This is a genomic window from Pseudomonas sp. C9D1 (assembly GCF_056491235.1).
In genome coordinates this window covers 1-15,614 of the sequence record NZ_JBSZIE010000003.1, presented here as the reverse complement: position 1 = coordinate 15,614, position 15,614 = coordinate 1, and the positions used below count along the sequence as shown (strand labels likewise).

Genomic DNA, 15,614 nt, shown 5'->3' with positions numbered 1-15,614 from the left:
TACCGCCGGGTGGCGGTGGGGTCAGGCGGGCGTCGCCGGCTCCAGCGTCACCCAATAGCGGGTCAGGCTGCTGAGGGCGATGGGCAGGGTGTCTTGCAGCAGGCGCAGGCTGGCGTCGGTGTCGCGCAGCGGGAAGGCGCCGGAGACGCGGATATCGGCAATGCGCGGGTGACAGCGCAGCACGCCGGGGCGGTAGCGGCCGAGTTCGTCCACCAGGTCGGCCAGGCGCATGTCCTGGGCCAGCAGCATGCCGGTTTCCCAGGCGGTGGCGGCCGGGTCCAGGGCGGTGCTTGGCAGCACGCGGTCGCGGTCGAAGGCGGCTTGTCGGCCCGCCTCGATCACCTGCGAGTCGCTGTGCCCGCTGTTGCTGATGCGTACGGCACCTTCCATCACCGCGACCCGGCAACGCTCGCCGTCGAGGCGCAGGCTGAAGCGGGTGCCCAGCGCCTGGGCGATGCCCTGGGGCGTTTCCACCAGGAACGGCCGCGGCGTGGGGGACGGGTCCTTGGCGGTGGTGATCAGCACCTCGCCGCTGAACAGGCGCAGACGCCGGCGGGTGGCGTCGAAGGCGACGTCCAGGGCACTGGCGGTATTGAGTTGCAGGCGGGTGCCATCGGGCAGGTGCAGGTCCTTCTGTTCACCGGTTGCGGTGCGCAGGTCGGCGCTCCAGTCCTGCCAGGGCAGCTGGCGCCAGGCCGTCCAGGCGACGGGCGCGGCGAGCAGCAGCATGCCCAGGCGGGCGATGGCCTGGCGGCGCCCGATGCCCTTGCGCTTGGCGTTGTCCAGGGTCTGCAGCGCCAGGCTGCCGGGCAGGTTGCGGAAATCACCGAGGATGCTTTCGGCGCGGGCCCAGGCCTGGGCATGTTGCGGGCTGCGGTTGCGCCACAGCTGGATGGCGCGGTGGTCGTCCTCGGTGGCACTGCCAGAGTGCAGGTGCACCAGCCAGTCGGCGGCCTCACCGAGGATCTGCGGGTCGATGCGGTTCATCAGGCTGCGCTCAGGCAGGCGAGGAAGGCGTCGCGCATGTAGCGCTTGACGCTGGCCAGGGACACGCCCAGGCGCGTGGCGATCTCGGCGTAGCCCAGGCCTTCGAGCTGGGACAGGAGGAAGGCCTGGCGGGTCTTCTCGGGCATTTCGGCGAGCAGCGCCTCGATGCGGCACAGGGTTTCCAGGATCAGCAGCCGGGTTTCGGGGGAGGGCGCTTCGGGCTCGGGCAGGTGGGCGATGCTTTCCAGGTAGGCCTGTTCGATGTCCTGGCGCCGCCAGCGGTCGATCACCAGGCCCTTGGCGATATGGGTGAGCAGGGCGCGGGGCTCGCTGCCGAAATCACGCCCGACCTGGCGGCCCAGCAGGCGCAGGAAGGTGTCGTGGGCCAGGTCCGCCGCATCCCAGGCGTTGCCCAGGCGCCGGCTGAGCCAGGCGTGGAGCCAGCCGTGGTGGTCGTTGTAGAGGGTGTGGATCTGGCGGTTGAGGGGCTGATCGGCTGCCGACATGGGCTACTGCGTCCGTCAGGGCGGCCCGCCCTGGATGTAGATAAGAATTGATCTCATTCTATATTCGCGCCCTGAAAGCTGGCAATCGCCGCTGCTGGCCGTCGCGGCCCCTGGGCGCTAGCGGCGACGTTTCCACGAGGTTTTTTTCACGAATTCTTGACTGCCCCCTACCTAGGCTGCGAGCCGTCTCCTGCAACCCCTGCAGGGCCGGTCGAGCCCCGTCCATGCTGAAGAACCTCCGGTTGCGCCCCGAAGCCCTGACCCTGCTGGTCAGCGTCGCGCTGCTGCTTTTCTACAACCTGCCGCTGTGGCGCCATGTCGCGCAGATCGTGCCCGACCCCTGGCTGCGCGTGGTCTTCGGCGTGCTGGTGGTGCTGATCTTCAACCTGGTGCTGACGCTGTTTTCCTTCCGCTGGGTGTTCAAGCCGCTGCTGACGCTGGTGCTGCTGGGCAGCGCCGGGGTGTTGTATTTCATGACCCAGTACGGCGTGGTGGTGGACATCGAGATGCTGCGCAATGTCGCCGAGACCAACGTCAGCGAGGTGCGCGACCTGCTGACCCTGAAGTTCGCCGGTTTCCTGCTGCTGTTCGGTGTGCTACCGGCCGGCTTGCTGTGGCACCTGCAGATCGGCCATCGCCCGCTGCTGCGCGAGCTGCTGAGCAAGCTGCTGGTGACGGTGGCCTGCCTGGTGGCCCTGGGCGCCATCGCCCTGGGCAACTACCAGGCGCTGGCCTCGCTGTTCCGCAATCACCACGAGCTGCGCCTGATGGTGGTGCCGAGCAACTACCTGGGGGCTTCGTTCAGCTACCTGCGCACCCACTTCGCCACGGCGGACGAGCCCATGCGTGCCATCGGTACCGATGCCCGCCGTGCGCCCGCCTGGCAGGGCCATGCGCGCAAGTCCCTGACGGTGCTGGTGGTGGGGGAGAGCGCCCGTGCCGCCAACCTCGGGCTGCTGGGCTACGGCCGCGACACCACGCCGCTGCTGGCGAAGCAGCAGGGCCTGACCGCCTTCACCCAGATGCGCTCCTGCGGCACCGAAACCGCCGTGTCGGTGCCCTGCATGTTCTCCAACATGACCCGCAGCGATTACAGCTACGCCCGCGCCAAATCCCAGGAAGGGCTGCTGGACGTGCTCAAGCACGCCGGCCTGGCGGTGCGCTGGCGCGACAACCAGTCCGGCTGCAAGGGCACCTGCGACCGCGTGGCCTTCGAGGACATGGGCAACGCCAAGGACCCCAGCCTGTGCGCCGACGGCGAATGCCACGACGCCATCCTCCTCGACGGGCTGCAGGGCTATATCGATAACCTCAAGGACGACAGCGTGCTGGTGTTGCACCAGATGGGCAGCCACGGCCCGGCCTACTACAAGCGCTACCCGGCAGCCTTCGAGCGCTTCACCCCGGTGTGCCGCAGCGCGACGCTAAGCGACTGCTCGCGGGAGAGCATCATCAATGCCTACGACAACACCCTGGTCTACACCGACTACCTGCTGTCGAGCCTGATCGACCTGCTGCGCAAGAACCAGGACTGCGTCGACACGGCGATGATCTACCTCTCCGACCATGGCGAATCCCTCGGCGAATACAACCTCTACCTGCATGGCACGCCCTACGCGATGGCGCCGGACGAGCAGAAGCACGTCGGCCTGCTGACCTGGTTCTCCGAGGGCTACCAGAAGGACTTCGGCCTGGACAACGCCTGCCTCGGCAGCCAGCGCGACAAGCCGGTGAGCCAGGACAACCTGTTCCATTCCATGCTCGGCCTGCTGCAGATCGAGACCGGCGAATACCAGCGCGACCTGGACCTCTTCGCACCCTGCCGGAGATCGGCGTCCTGATGACCCTGGCCCCCTGGTTCGGGCGCTGGCGCCAGCGGCAGATCGCCCGGCGCGCACTCAAGGCCGCCGGCGAGCCCAACCTGGTGCTCGACCTGCCGTGCGGGCTGGGGCGCTCCTGGGCGCTGCTGGCCGAGCACCCGAACCGCTTCATCCTCGCCGCCGATCCTTCGCGGGAGGTGCTCGACCGTGCCCTGGCCGCCCGCAGCGGCCCCCTGGTGGAGCGGGTGCGGGGCTTCCAGACCTCGGTGCTGGCCATCCAGCTGCCGGAGAATGCGGTGGACAGCATCCTCTGCCTGCAGTCGTTGAGCCGCCTGAGCCCGGAGCAACGCCTGATGGCCCTGCGCGAGCTACGCCGGGTGACCCGCGACACGCTGATCCTCTCGCTGCCGGTGGACGGCAACCTGGAGGCCTGGCACTGGCGGCGCCACCGGGGCGAGGGTGCCAGCGTGCCGCCATTGCGCCGTGACGTGCTGGAGGACGAGTTCCGCCAACTGGGCCTGCAGATCCTCTCGCACCAGGACTTCCTGCCCGGCTGGGCGATGGTGCGCACCTACGTCCTGCGCAAGGACGGGTGATGGAAAAACCGGTTACAGCTGAACCTTTCCCCTTTGCGTCACCTAAGCACTATCATCGCGCCTCCCCGGCATCCCGTTTCGGGCGCCCGGCAGTTCGCATTTCCTTTCCAATTGGATGGACTCCGAGACATGAGTAGAACCCGCAACCCGTTGGGCGCCTACCGCCCGACCCTGGGCAGCCACCTGGCCTTCACCCTGTCGTGTGGCCTGGTGTTCCTGGTGATGTACACCCTGTTGCGGGGGGCGTTGCTGGTCTACAACCGCGAGCTGATCGGCGCCACGCCGGCAGCCACCTTCGTCGAGGCCTTCTTCAACGGCTTCCGCTTCGACCTGCGCCTGACCATCTACGCCCTGGCGCCGTTGCTGCTGTCCATTCCCTTCGCCGGCGCCATGGCCGCGCGTCGCCTGCACCTGGTGTGGCTGACCGGCTTCGCCAGCGTCACCCTGTTCTTCGGCCTGCTGGAGCTGGATTTCTACCGTGAATTCCACCAGCGCCTGAACAGCCTGGTGTTCCAGTACATGAGCCAGGACCCGAAAACGGTGCTGAGCATGCTCTGGTACGGCTTCCCGGTGGTGCGCTACCTGTTGGCCTGGGCCATCGCCACCTGGCTGCTGTTCAAGCTGTTCCAGTGGCTGAGCCGGGTGCACCGCCCCCGTGGCGAGGCGCTGGCGGGCGAGGGCAGCGACCGCGCCGCCATCGCCCCCTGGTACCTGCGCGCCGGGGTCTTCGGCCTGGTGCTGGTACTCGCCGTGGTCGCCGCCCGTGGCACCCTGCGCCAGGGGCCGCCGCTGCGCTGGGGTGACGCCAACACCACCGACTCGGCCTTCGCCAACCAGCTCGGCCTCAACGGCACGCTGATGCTGATGAACGCCGCCCAGGCGCGCTTCTCCGAAACCCGTGACAACCAGTGGAAGGCCAGCCTGCCGGAAGGCGAGGCCCAGGATGTGGTCCGCGACATGCTGCTGACCCCGCAGGACCAACTGGTGGACGAGGGCAGCGCCGCGGTACGCCGCCTGCTCACGCCCAACGCCGATGGCAGCCTGCCGGTGCGCAACGTGGTGGTCATCCTTATGGAGAGCCTGGCCGGGCACTACGTCGGCGCCCTCGGCGGCAAGGGCGACATCACCCCCAACTTCGACCGCCTGAGCAAGGAAGGGCTGCTGTTCACCCGCTTCTTCTCCAATGGCACCCACACCCACCAGGGCATGTTCGCCACCATGGCCTGCTTCCCCAACCTGCCGGGCTTCGAGTACCTGATGGAGCAGCAGGAGGGCACCCACAAGTTCTCCGGCCTGCCGCAGCTGCTCAGCGCCCGCCAGTACGACGACCTGTACGTCTACAACGGTGATTTCGGCTGGGACAACCAGCTGGGCTTCTTCGGCAACCAGGGCATGCGCAACTTCGTTGGCCGCAATGACTTCGTGAACCCGGTGGTCTCGGACCCGACCTGGGGCGTTTCCGACCAGGACATGTTCGACCGCGCCGCCCAGGAGCTGAAGGACAACTACGGCAGCAAGCCCTTCTATGCGCTGTTGCAGACCCTCTCCAACCACACCCCCTACGCGCTGCCCGAGCAGCTGCCGGTGGAGCCGGTCACCGGCTTCGGCTCGCTGGACCAGCACCTCACCGCCATGCGTTATTCCGACTGGGCGCTGGGGCAGTTCTTCGAGAAGGCCAAGCAGTCGCCGTACTACAAGGACACCCTGTTCGTGATAGTCGGCGACCACGGCTTCGGCACCCCCGAGCAGCTCACCGACATCGACCTGTACCGCTTCAACGTGCCGCTGCTGCTGATCGCCCCCGGCCTCCAGGAGAAGTTCGGCGCGCGTACCGACGTGGTCGGCACCCAGGTGGACGTGGTGCCCACCATCATGGGCCGCCTCGGTGGCGAGACCCGCCACCAGTGCTGGGGCCGCGACCTGCTGAGCCTGGCGCCGGAAGACAAGGGCTTCGGCGTGATCAAGCCCTCGGGCAGCGACCAGACCGTGGCCATGGTGGCCGACGGGCGCATCCTGGTGCAGCCGCGTGGTGGCGACCCGCTGCTCTACGACTACCACCTCAACAGCGAGCAGGGCGCGACCCGCGTCGAGGACCCGGAGGCGGTACAAACCATGAGCCGTCGCCTCGAAGCCTTCCTCCAGGTGGCCACCAAGAGCCTGCTGGGCAATACCACGGGCGTCGTCGACGCCAAGTGACCCCGCCGCCCCGGAGCCGCTCCGGGTCGCATTCCCTCGCTTAATGGCGCCCTGTTCCTCGCGGAGCGGGCGCTGGCAGAACTGCCAATACGTCTGGCATGCAGGAAAAACCCCGGGCTCTCCCGAGCGGTAAGAATCGACTGACCGCCACCCCAGTGGCCCCTCCCTTTGCGGGAGGGCCTCGAGGGCGGCATTTCCCGCAGGGCGCCCCGGTGTCCGCCGGGTGGCCCAGGTCATCAAGGTTCGTTGCATGCCGCCTAACAACAAGATCCGCCCGTTCCTCGCTGCCGCCTCTCTGCTGTTCCTGCTGCCGGCCCTGCCGGTTCTCGCCGATTGCGGCCAGGCCGGGGTGGAGCGGGGCGCCAATGCCTTCGCCGCCGAATGTTCGGTGTGCCACGCCGCCAGCAAGGGTGCCGCGCCGGGTATGGGGCCGAACCTGGCCGGGGTGATCGGCCGCGCCGCCGGCAGCCAGCCCGGCTTCGCCTATTCCCAGGCGATGAAGGCCCGCGCCCAGCCCTGGCAGCAGGACAGCCTGCAAGCCTTCATCGCCCAGCCGCAGGCCCAGGTGCCCGGCACCTACATGCCCTATGCCGGCCTGGCCGACGCGACGGATCGCCAGGCCATCGCCTGCTTCCTCGCCCAGCCGCACTGAGGCGCTCCGGAACTCCCATGAACGAGGAAAGAACATGAGCAAGGTTGACGTACTGCCGCAGGTCGCGGCCTTCCTGCAACGCCGCCACGGCTGCTTCATCGACGGCCAGTGGGTGGTGCCCGAAGGCGCTTCCACCCCGGTGCTGAACCCGGCCACCGGCGAGGTGATCGCCGATGTCGCGGAAGCCGATGACGCGCTGCTGGACCGTGCCGTGCAATCGGCCCACCGCGCCTTCAAGGCCGGCGTCTGGTCGGGCCTGCGCCCGGCCGACCGTGAGCGCATCCTGCTGCGCTTCACCGCGCTGGTGGAGGAGCACGGCGAGGAACTGGCGCAACTGGAAACCCTGAGCCAGGGCAAGTCGATCAACATGGCGCGGATGCTCGATGTCAGCGCCACGGTGGAGTTCATGCGCTACATGGCCGGCTGGGCGACCAAGATCGAGGGCCAGACCCTGGACGTGTCCATCCCGCTGCCCGAGGGCGCGCGCTTCACCGCCTTCGCCCGTCGCGAGCCGGTGGGCGTGGTGGCCGGCATCGTGCCCTGGAACTTCCCGCTGATGATCACCACCTGGAAACTGATGCCGGCGCTGGCCTGCGGCTGCACGGTGGTGATCAAGCCGGCCACCGAGACGCCGCTGACCGCGCTGCGCCTGGCCGAACTGGCGCTGGAGGCGGGCATCCCGCCGGGCGTGTTCAACCTGGTGACCGGGGGCGGCGCCACCGTGGGCAATGCCCTGGCCTCGCACCCGCTGATCAACAAGGTGTCCTTCACCGGCTCCACCGCCGTGGGCAAGAGCGTCGGCGCGGTGGCGGTGCGCAACATGACCCGCTTCGCCCTGGAGCTGGGCGGCAAGAACCCGATGATCATCCTCGCCGACGCGGACATCGACAAAGCCATCGGCGGTGCGCTGCTCGGCGGCCTGCTCAACCAGGGCCAGGTGTGCGCCGCGGCGTCGCGCTTCTATGTGCAGCGCTCGCGCTACGACGAGTTCGTCGACAAGCTGGCCGCCGCCGTGTCCGGCATGAGCATCGGTGCCGGCATGGACTGCACGGCAGCCATCAACCCGCTGGTGTCGCGCAAGCAGCAGCAGGGCGTGCTGCGCCATATCGAGCTGGCCCGCAGCGAGGGTGCCCGTGTGGTCACCGGTGGCACGCCGGTGGACAGCGAAGGTTTCTACGTGCGCCCCACGGTGCTGGCCGATGTCGACCACTCCATGACCGTCTCCCGCGAGGAAGTGTTCGGCCCGGTGCTGTCGGTGATCCCCTTCGACGACGAGGAGAGCGCCATCGCCATGGCCAACGACAGCGAATACGGCCTGGCCGCCAGCCTCTGGACCAACGACCTGACCAAGGCGATGAACCTGGTGCCGCGCATCGAAGCGGGCACCGTGTGGGTCAACGCCCACGTGCTGCTGGACCCCAACATGCCGTTCGGCGGCGTCAAGCAATCGGGCATGGGCCGCGAGTTCGGCCGCACCGTCATCGAGGCCTACACCGAGCTGAAATCGGTGTGCATCGCCCACTGAGCAAGTGCGACACCCTCCTAATTCACAGGCCTTCGGGCCTGTTTTTTTATGGGGTGGAGTCATTCCTCGCTTGTGTCGACGGCTCGCTCTACGCGACGCGAACTCGGTCCCCGGTCATAACCAAATCTGTTGGCCTGGCCCGGAATCAAGGCTAGGCTTCCGGCATTTCCCTCACCGGGCGCCTGCCGTGAATATCGATACCCGCATCAAGTTCCGCCACCTGGTGTGCTTTCTCGAAGTGGCGCGCCAGGGCACCCTGGCGCGGGCGGCGGATAAGCTGGCGGTGAGCCAGCCGGCCATTTCCAAGACCCTCAAGGAACTGGAAGACCTGCTCGGCGCCAGCCTGTTCGCGCGCAGCAAGAGCGGCGTCACCCTCACCGAGGCGGGCGTGGCCTTCATGCGCTACGCCGGCCCCTGCGTGCAGGCGCTGCGCGATGGCGTGGACAGCCTGCGCAGTGGCGAGCACGAGTCCGCCACCCTGCGCCTGGGCGTGCTGTCGACGGTGGAGAGTCTGCTGGTGCCCGAGGTGGTGCGTCGCCTTCACGCGCGCCACCCGACCCTGGTGGCCAGCGTGGTGACCGGCCCCAGCGCCTACCTGCTGTCGCAGCTGCACGTAGGCGAGCTGGACCTGGTGGTGGGGCGCATGACCGACAGCCCGCAGATCCAGGGCCTGCTGTTCGAGCACCTGTACAGCGAATCGATGACCCTGGTGGTGCGCCCCGGCCACCCGCTGCTGGCGGGGCCGCCGGCACGGGAACGGCTGCAGGATTATCCGCTGGTGCTGCCGCTGGCCGGGACCACCATCCGCAAGTACGCCGATGCCTTCTTCGTGCAATGCGGCATCAACCCGCCGCGCCAGCGCCTGGAAACCCTGTCCGTGGCCTTGAGCCGGCGCTACGTGCAGACCAGCGAGGCGATCTGGATCGCCCCCACCGACGCGGTGCAGCTGGACCTGCGTCGGGGTGAACTGGTGGAACTGCAACTGGGCATCCAGGAGCCGGGCGGTTCGGTGGGCATCTGCAGCAACGCCGCGCTGCCGCTGCCCCTGGCGGCGCACTGGTGCGTGGAGGTGTTGCGGGAGCTGGGGCAGTCGTACCGCGAAGGGCAATATCCTTAACTGATTGGTTATGGATGGGTGGCGTTATTTCAGTTTTACCGCCGCCAGCGAGGCGCGACACTCCGCCACAGCCTGCTGCCCCGCAGCCTCCATAAATCCAATAAGAAGGAGATCGACATGTCCGATGCGGAAGAGAGCCGCTTCGTCATTCGTGACCGCAACTGGCACCCCAAAGCCCTGACGCCTGACTACAAGACCTCCATTCCCCGTTCCCCGCGCCAGGCGCTGGTGAGCATCCCGCAGTCGGTTTCCGAAACCAGCGGCCCGGATTTCTCGCACCTGAAGCTGGGGCGCTTCGACAACGACCTGCTGCTCAACTTCGACCACGGCGGCCTGCCCATCGGCGAGCGCATCATCGTCGCCGGGCGCGTCTGCGATCAGTACGGCAAGCCCATCCCGCACACCCTGGTGGAGATGTGGCAGGCCAACGCCGGCGGCCGCTACCGCCACAAGAACGACCGCTACCTGGCGCCGCTGGACCCGAACTTCGGCGGGGTCGGCCGCGCGCTGACCGACAGCGAGGGCTACTACAGCTTCCGCACCATCAAGCCCGGCCCCTATCCGTGGCGCAACGGCCCCAACGACTGGCGCCCGGCGCATATCCACTTCTCCATCAGCGGCCCGTCGATCGCCACCCGGCTGATCACCCAGCTGTATTTCGAGGGCGACCCGCTGATCCCCATGTGCCCCATCGTCAAATCCATCGCCAACCCCGAGGCGGTGCAGAGCCTGATCGCCAAGCTCGACATGAACGCCGCCAACCCCATGGATTGCCTGGCCTACCGCTTCGACATCGTCCTGCGCGGCCAGCGCCGGACCCACTTCGAAAACCGCTGAGGAGCTGCGCGCATGCCCATTCAATTGCTGCCGGAAACCCCGTCGCAAACCGCCGGCCCCTACGTGCACATCGGCCTGGCGCTCGCCGCTGCCGGCAACCCGGTCCGCGAACAGGAGATCTGGTGCGAGATGGCCAAGCCCGGTGCGCCGGGCGAGCACATCCTGCTCATCGGCCACGTTCATGACGGCAACGGCCACCTGGTGCGCGACTCTTTTCTCGAGTTCTGGCAGGCCGACCATGAAGGCCGCTACGACAGCGCCTTCGACCTGGAGAAGCCCTTCAACGGCTTCGGCCGCACCGCCACCACCTTCGATGCCGGCGAATGGACGCTGAAGACCATCAAGCCCGGCGTGGTGCACAACGCCGCCGGGGTGCCGATGGCGCCGCACATCAACGTCGCGCTGTTCGCCCGGGGCATCAACATCCAGCTGCAGACGCGCCTGTACTTCGACGACGAGGCCGACGCCAACGCCCGGTGCCCGGTGCTCAACCTGATCGAGCAGCCGCAGCGGCGCGAAACCCTGGTCGCCAAGCGCTGCGAGGTGGACGGCAGGCTCGCTTACCGCTTTGATATCCGCATCCAGGGGGAAGGGGAAACGGTCTTCTTTGACTTCTAACGCGCAGATTCACGAGGCGGGTCAGCCCGCCGAAGCGGTCCTCGATCGCGTTCGGCGGCACTTCAATGGGGTGCTGGAGGCGCGGGGCTACCGTGCCGACAGTGCGCAGCAGGCGGCCATCGAGCACCTCGGCAATTGGCTGGGCAAGCACTTGGCCGCCCGTCATGGCTGGTTCCGCCGGCCGGTGGCGGGCGTCTACCTGTGGGGTGGCGTCGGCCGTGGCAAGAGCTTCGTGATGGACGCCTTCTTCGCCGCGGCGCCGGTGCAGGCCAAGCGTCGGGTGCACTTCCACGCCTTCCTGCAGGAGCTGCAGGTGCGCATGCTCGCCTTTAGCGGCCAGGCCGACCCCCTGGCGCGCGTGGCGGAGGAGATCGCCCAGCAGACGCGACTGCTGTGCTTCGACGAATTCCACGTGCACGACATCGGTGACGCCATGCTGCTCGGGCGCCTGCTCAAGGTGCTGGTGGAGGAGGGCGTGGGCCTGGTCTGCACCTCCAACTACAGCCCCGACAAGCTGTGCCCCAACCCGCTGTACCGTGAGCGCTTCCGCCCGGCCATCCAGCTGATCGAGAAGCGCTTCGACGTGGTTTCCCTGGATGCGGGGCAGGACTACCGCCAGCACAGCACCGAGCTGGAAGCCTGGGGCGATTACTGCTGGCCCGAGCCGGTTGATGGCGGCGCGTCGATCCGCCGTGCCCTGGGGCTGGGGGAGGGCGCCTTGCTGGACCAGGTGCTGGAGGTCAATCACCACCCGCTGCGGGTGCATGCCCTGGAAGGCGACCGCGCCTGGCTGGACTTCCACGAGCTGTTCGCCACGCCGCGTTCGGCCAGCGACTACCTGTGGCTGATCGAGCACTTCCCGCATATGGCGGTGGGCGGGCTGGACCGCCTCGGCGATCACCCCCAGGACGTCAGCCAGCGCTTCCTCAACTTCATCGACATCGCCTACGACCGTGGGCTGCACCTGCGGCTGTTCTCCGCCGTGGCGCTGGAGCAACTGGCCGAAGGTGGCAATGCGGTGGACTTCGCCCGCACCCTGAGCCGCATGAAGCAGCTGCGCAGCGTGAAGCTGGACGCTGCCCAGTAGTCCCGTATTTGCGAGGGCGTGCCGACAATTGCGATAACCGCCCACCGCTTCGATAATCGCCCGACTCTCGCCGTGACCGCCAAGGACAACAACAATGAGCGACGAACAACGCGTCCCCCTGCCGCCCCTGGCGCCGCCCATCATCGCCTCGCCGGCCAAGCGCATCGAAGCCTTCACCGGCGACCCCAATTTCATGACTTCCCTGGCCCGCGGCCTGGCGGTGATCCACGCCTTCCAGGAGCGCAAGCGCCACCTGACCATCGCCCAGATCAGCCACCGCACCGAGATTCCCCGCGCCGCGGTGCGCCGCTGCCTGCACACGCTGATGAACCTCGGTTACGTGACCACCGACGGGCGCACCTATTCGCTGCTGCCCAAGGTGCTCACCCTTGGCCACGCCTACCTGTCGTCGACGCCCCTGGCAGTCACCGCGCAGCCGATCCTCGACCGTCTCAGCGAGCAGCTGCACGAGGCCTGTTCCATGGCCACCCTGGAGGGCGACGAGATCCTCTACATCGCCCGCTCGGCCACGCCGCAGCGGTTGATATCGGTGGACCTCAGCGTCGGCAGCCGCCTGCCGGCCTATTGCACCTCCATGGGCCGCATCCTTCTCGCCGCGCTGGATGACGCGGCGCTGGAGGAGTACATCGAGCACGCCGACCTGCAGATCAAGACCAGCCGCACCGTGCACACGCCCGAGGGGCTGCGCGCGAGCGTCGCGGAGATCCGCACCCAGGGCTGGGTGATCATCGACCAGGAGCTGGAAGTCGGCCTGCGCTCGGTGGCGGTGCCGCTGAAGGACTCCGCCGGCCAGGTGCTCGCCGCCCTCAACGTCGGCACCCATGCCGGGCGCGTCACCCGCCAGGAACTGGAGACGCGCTTCCTGCCGGTACTGCTGGAGGCGAGCAAGGAACTCAGCGCGCGGCTGTTCCAGTAAGGGCATTCCCACACGGCGTGGATGTCGCTCCGACATCCACGCGCAGCGCCGCTTGCAAAGCGTTCGATAAGCGCACGCATAGTCGATTATCGAATTGAACTGCCCCGGGCCTCTCCGTAGTGTTTGCCGGGCCGCACGACACGATGCGGCGCCATAACAACAATGAGAGTCAGCCATGGCCAGCAGCCACCCGCAGCGCGCAAGCGCTCCGTCGTCGCACGCCGCAGGGGTTCGCCTGCCGGGCACGCTCATTCCTGTCTCATTCGCGCAGTCCGGCTTAGAGGTCGAACCCATCGACCCGCGCTGCGCGAAGACGCCTTCACAGGAACTTCCTACATGACCCGCCCTGCACAGCTACCGGCCGCCGGTACCCTCGACGTCCAATCCTTCATCAATGCCCAGCCTCTCTCCCGCTACCAATGGCGGATCGTGCTGCTGTGCTTCCTCATCGTCTTCCTCGACGGCCTCGACACCGCCGCCATGGGCTTCATCGCCCCGGCCCTGACCCAGGACTGGGGCATCGACCGCGCCAGCCTCGGCCCGGTGATGAGCGCCGCGCTGATCGGCATGGTCTTCGGCGCCCTGGGCTCCGGCCCGCTGGCCGACCGCTTCGGCCGCAAGATCGTGCTGGTGGTGGCGGTGTTCCTCTTCGGCCTGTTCAGCCTGCTGTCGGCCTTCAGCAGCAACATCGACCAGTTGCTCGCCCTGCGCCTGCTCACCGGGCTTGGTCTGGGCGCGGCGATGCCCAACGCCACCACGCTGCTTTCCGAATACACGCCGGAACGGCTCAAGTCGTTGCTGGTGACCAGCATGTTCTGCGGCTTCAACCTCGGCATGGCTTCGGGCGGCTTCGTCTCCGCGAAGATGATCCCGGCCTTCGGCTGGCACAGCCTGCTTCTGCTCGGCGGCGTGCTGCCGCTGCTGCTGGCGGTGGTGCTGGTGGTCTGGCTGCCGGAATCCGCCCGCTACCTGGTGGTGCGCAACCGCGGTGCCGACAAGGTACGCCAGGTGCTGGCCCCCATCGCCCCGGCGGAAGTGGCCGTGGCCACGGACTTCAGCGTGCCGGAACAGAAGACGGTGCAGAGCCGCAACGTGCTCAAGGTGGTCTTCGCCGGCACCTACAGCGCAGGCACCCTGCTGCTGTGGCTGACCTACTTCATGGGCCTGGTGATCGTCTACCTGCTCACCAGCTGGCTGCCGACGCTTATGCGCGACAGCGGCGCGAGCATGGAGCAGGCCGCCTTCATCGGCGCGTTGTTCCAGTTCGGCGGCGTGCTCAGCGCCGTGGGCGTGGGCTGGGCGATGGACAAATTCAACCCGCACAAGGTCATCGGCATCTTCTACCTGCTGGCGGGCGTCTTCGCCTACTTCGTCGGCCAGAGCCTGGGCCAGGTCACCCTGCTGGCGACCCTGGTGCTGCTCGCCGGCATGTGCATCAACGGCGCCCAATCGGCGATGCCGTCCCTCGCCGCACGCTTCTACCCCACCCAGGGCCGCGCCACGGGCGTGTCCTGGATGCTCGGCATCGGCCGCTTCGGCGCCATCCTCGGTGCCTGGATCGGTGCCACGCTGCTGGGCTTGGGCTGGAACTTCGAACAGGTGCTCACCGCGCTGGTGGTCCCCGCTGCCATCGCCACGGCGGCGGTGGTGATCAAGGGGCTGGTGAGCCATGCGGATGCGACGTGAGTACGCACCGGCGAGATTTGATTCTGGCTTGGAGTCGTGATCCTAGACAGCAAGTAGGGGGAGCTTGAGGGGCAAGTGATGTAAGGCTTGCCTCCCCCGAGATCGCCTCAGAGCTTATCGATAAAAAGCTGGTCGGCCTCTATGCGATTAGTCGTGAGAGAAATAATGTTGGTCAACTACATGCTATCCGCACTTTGAATAATGGGGTGTATATAAGGGGCGTTCTGTCAGAGATTAGAGCTGCTTGTGGTGGCTCCTTTAGTCTGTTTGGTCCATAGGGCGCGTTGAAAAAATCCTCGCAGTAATTGCTTGCTGGCTAGGTTTTTGGAGGGCGTGAGGATCTATTCATAACAAGTATAAAGTGGTCGTGAGGGCAGTATACCCCGGGGGCTCTTTGGTGTTTTATTATATCTTCGTTGGTTGTAATAACTATTGCTTCTTCTAAACATTTTGGGCAGACCACGGATAGATTTCCACTTCCATACTCATCAAATACTAATTTCACTTGGGCTGCGCTGCCATCAAATACTATTCTCTTCATTGGATGTTTTTCGTAGATTTCTAAGGGGTTGAGTAATTTGAACTGCTGGGATGTATCTTTATGAGACTTCTTTAAATCTAATTATGCGTGCTCTGGGTTTGCTCTAAATGGGTTCTTGTCTCGATGAGGCGTTTTTGTATTTGCTGCTTGTTAAAGAGAAAGTCTCCTCCTTCGGGTCGATAGCAAGACAGCATTTCAACGGTCTGTTGCACGAATTCATCGTCTGGAAAATGGTCGTCCAATAGCGATTCAAGGTTGTTGGAAGCACTGATGTTTGTGTCTGATTCGTTGATAAAATTATTCATTAAAATTTCTAGCTTTTTCGGGTCCATTCTTTTTTCCTTTTTGGGTTTATGGCACCGAGGGTGTCAATGGCTCTGATTTAGGAATCTGCAAGCGCTTTTGCCTGTATTGTGCCTCCTTGATGGGATGAGCGCTCGTCAGATATGCGTTTGCCGGTAGGGGCGAATGGTAGCGGCTAGTGCTGGCCCCGCCAGCCTTTGGCCTGG

At 66.3% G+C, this 15,614-nt stretch carries 14 protein-coding genes; 11 read left to right on the top strand and 3 right to left on the bottom strand.

All coding sequences use genetic code 11. From position 1 onward, the window contains the following. Positions 1-21: 21 nt before the first annotated feature. Positions 22-987: a FecR domain-containing protein gene (locus ACXI0U_RS27755; protein ID WP_479551131.1), complete on the bottom strand. Its 966-nt coding sequence runs from the start codon at positions 985-987 to the stop codon at positions 22-24. Then, positions 987-1,493: a sigma-70 family RNA polymerase sigma factor gene (locus tag ACXI0U_RS27750; RefSeq protein ID WP_479551130.1), complete on the bottom strand. Its 507-nt coding sequence runs from the start codon at positions 1,491-1,493 to the stop codon at positions 987-989. Before ACXI0U_RS27750 ends, ACXI0U_RS27755 begins: the two co-directional genes overlap by 1 nt. A 224-nt stretch (positions 1,494-1,717) precedes the next feature. Here ACXI0U_RS27750 and ACXI0U_RS27745 point away from each other — a divergent pair, with 224 nt between their 5' ends. From ACXI0U_RS27745 to pcaK, 11 genes are all read left to right on the top strand, one after another. Beyond that, positions 1,718-3,334: a phosphoethanolamine transferase gene (locus tag ACXI0U_RS27745; RefSeq protein ID WP_479551129.1), complete on the top strand. Its 1,617-nt coding sequence runs from the start codon at positions 1,718-1,720 to the stop codon at positions 3,332-3,334. Further along, entirely contained in the window at positions 3,334-3,909 is a 576-nt protein-coding gene (locus tag ACXI0U_RS27740; RefSeq protein WP_479551128.1) for a class I SAM-dependent methyltransferase, read from the top strand. Before ACXI0U_RS27745 ends, ACXI0U_RS27740 begins: the two co-directional genes overlap by 1 nt. 129 nt (positions 3,910-4,038) lie before the next feature. Further along, complete coding sequence (locus tag ACXI0U_RS27735; RefSeq protein ID WP_479551127.1) at positions 4,039-6,105, top strand: LTA synthase family protein; 2,067 nt, start codon at positions 4,039-4,041, stop codon at positions 6,103-6,105. 250 nt (positions 6,106-6,355) lie between these two features. Then, entirely contained in the window at positions 6,356-6,757 is a 402-nt protein-coding gene (locus tag ACXI0U_RS27730; protein WP_021221004.1) for a c-type cytochrome, read from the top strand. 34 nt (positions 6,758-6,791) lie between these two features. Beyond that, a complete protein-coding gene (locus tag ACXI0U_RS27725; protein ID WP_479551126.1) occupies positions 6,792-8,282 on the top strand; it encodes an aldehyde dehydrogenase family protein in 1,491 nt (496 codons plus the stop codon). 187 nt (positions 8,283-8,469) lie between these two features. Next, positions 8,470-9,399, top strand: a complete 930-nt coding sequence (gene pcaQ / locus ACXI0U_RS27720; protein WP_021221002.1) for a pca operon transcription factor PcaQ — start codon at positions 8,470-8,472, stop codon at positions 9,397-9,399. Positions 9,400-9,516: 117 nt separating this feature from the next. Further along, positions 9,517-10,236: a protocatechuate 3,4-dioxygenase subunit beta gene (gene pcaH, locus ACXI0U_RS27715; RefSeq protein WP_479551125.1), complete on the top strand. Its 720-nt coding sequence runs from the start codon at positions 9,517-9,519 to the stop codon at positions 10,234-10,236. A 12-nt stretch (positions 10,237-10,248) separates the two neighbouring features. Next, the gene (pcaG, locus tag ACXI0U_RS27710; protein ID WP_479551124.1) at positions 10,249-10,854 is read left to right on the top strand and encodes a protocatechuate 3,4-dioxygenase subunit alpha; all 606 of its coding nucleotides are present in this window, start codon (positions 10,249-10,251) and stop codon (positions 10,852-10,854) included. Next, positions 10,844-11,941, top strand: a complete 1,098-nt coding sequence (zapE, locus tag ACXI0U_RS27705) for a cell division protein ZapE (RefSeq protein ID WP_479551123.1) — start codon at positions 10,844-10,846, stop codon at positions 11,939-11,941. The genes pcaG and zapE overlap by 11 nt, the downstream gene beginning before the upstream one ends. A 94-nt stretch (positions 11,942-12,035) precedes the next feature. Next, positions 12,036-12,878 (top strand): IclR family transcriptional regulator domain-containing protein, encoded by an 843-nt coding sequence (locus tag ACXI0U_RS27700; RefSeq protein WP_043245080.1) that lies wholly within the window; start codon positions 12,036-12,038, stop codon positions 12,876-12,878. 336 nt (positions 12,879-13,214) lie between these two features. Further along, positions 13,215-14,564, top strand: a complete 1,350-nt coding sequence (pcaK, locus tag ACXI0U_RS27695; protein ID WP_479551122.1) for a 4-hydroxybenzoate transporter PcaK — start codon at positions 13,215-13,217, stop codon at positions 14,562-14,564. A gap of 618 nt (positions 14,565-15,182) precedes the next feature. Here the strand turns inward: pcaK and ACXI0U_RS27690 are convergent. Beyond that, entirely contained in the window at positions 15,183-15,437 is a 255-nt protein-coding gene (locus tag ACXI0U_RS27690; protein WP_479551121.1) for a hypothetical protein, read from the bottom strand. Positions 15,438-15,614 lie beyond the last annotated feature (177 nt).

What these genes read in the sequence shown, in the direction of transcription:
- ACXI0U_RS27735 (WP_479551127.1), top strand. Translation starts at nt 4,039, where the DNA reads ATGAGTAGAACCCGCAACCCGTTGGGCGCCTACCGCCCGACCCTGGGC.
- ACXI0U_RS27740 (WP_479551128.1), top strand. Translation starts at nt 3,334, where the DNA reads ATGACCCTGGCCCCCTGGTTCGGGCGCTGGCGCCAGCGGCAGATCGCC.
- ACXI0U_RS27745 (WP_479551129.1), top strand. Translation starts at nt 1,718, where the DNA reads ATGCTGAAGAACCTCCGGTTGCGCCCCGAAGCCCTGACCCTGCTGGTC.
- pcaK (WP_479551122.1), top strand. Translation starts at nt 13,215, where the DNA reads ATGACCCGCCCTGCACAGCTACCGGCCGCCGGTACCCTCGACGTCCAA.
- ACXI0U_RS27730 (WP_021221004.1), top strand. Translation starts at nt 6,356, where the DNA reads ATGCCGCCTAACAACAAGATCCGCCCGTTCCTCGCTGCCGCCTCTCTG.
- ACXI0U_RS27750 (WP_479551130.1), bottom strand. Translation starts at nt 1,493, where the DNA reads ATGTCGGCAGCCGATCAGCCCCTCAACCGCCAGATCCACACCCTCTAC.
- ACXI0U_RS27700 (WP_043245080.1), top strand. Translation starts at nt 12,036, where the DNA reads ATGAGCGACGAACAACGCGTCCCCCTGCCGCCCCTGGCGCCGCCCATC.
- ACXI0U_RS27725 (WP_479551126.1), top strand. Translation starts at nt 6,792, where the DNA reads ATGAGCAAGGTTGACGTACTGCCGCAGGTCGCGGCCTTCCTGCAACGC.
- pcaH (WP_479551125.1), top strand. Translation starts at nt 9,517, where the DNA reads ATGTCCGATGCGGAAGAGAGCCGCTTCGTCATTCGTGACCGCAACTGG.
- ACXI0U_RS27690 (WP_479551121.1), bottom strand. Translation starts at nt 15,437, where the DNA reads ATGGACCCGAAAAAGCTAGAAATTTTAATGAATAATTTTATCAACGAA.
- pcaG (WP_479551124.1), top strand. Translation starts at nt 10,249, where the DNA reads ATGCCCATTCAATTGCTGCCGGAAACCCCGTCGCAAACCGCCGGCCCC.
- ACXI0U_RS27755 (WP_479551131.1), bottom strand. Translation starts at nt 987, where the DNA reads ATGAACCGCATCGACCCGCAGATCCTCGGTGAGGCCGCCGACTGGCTG.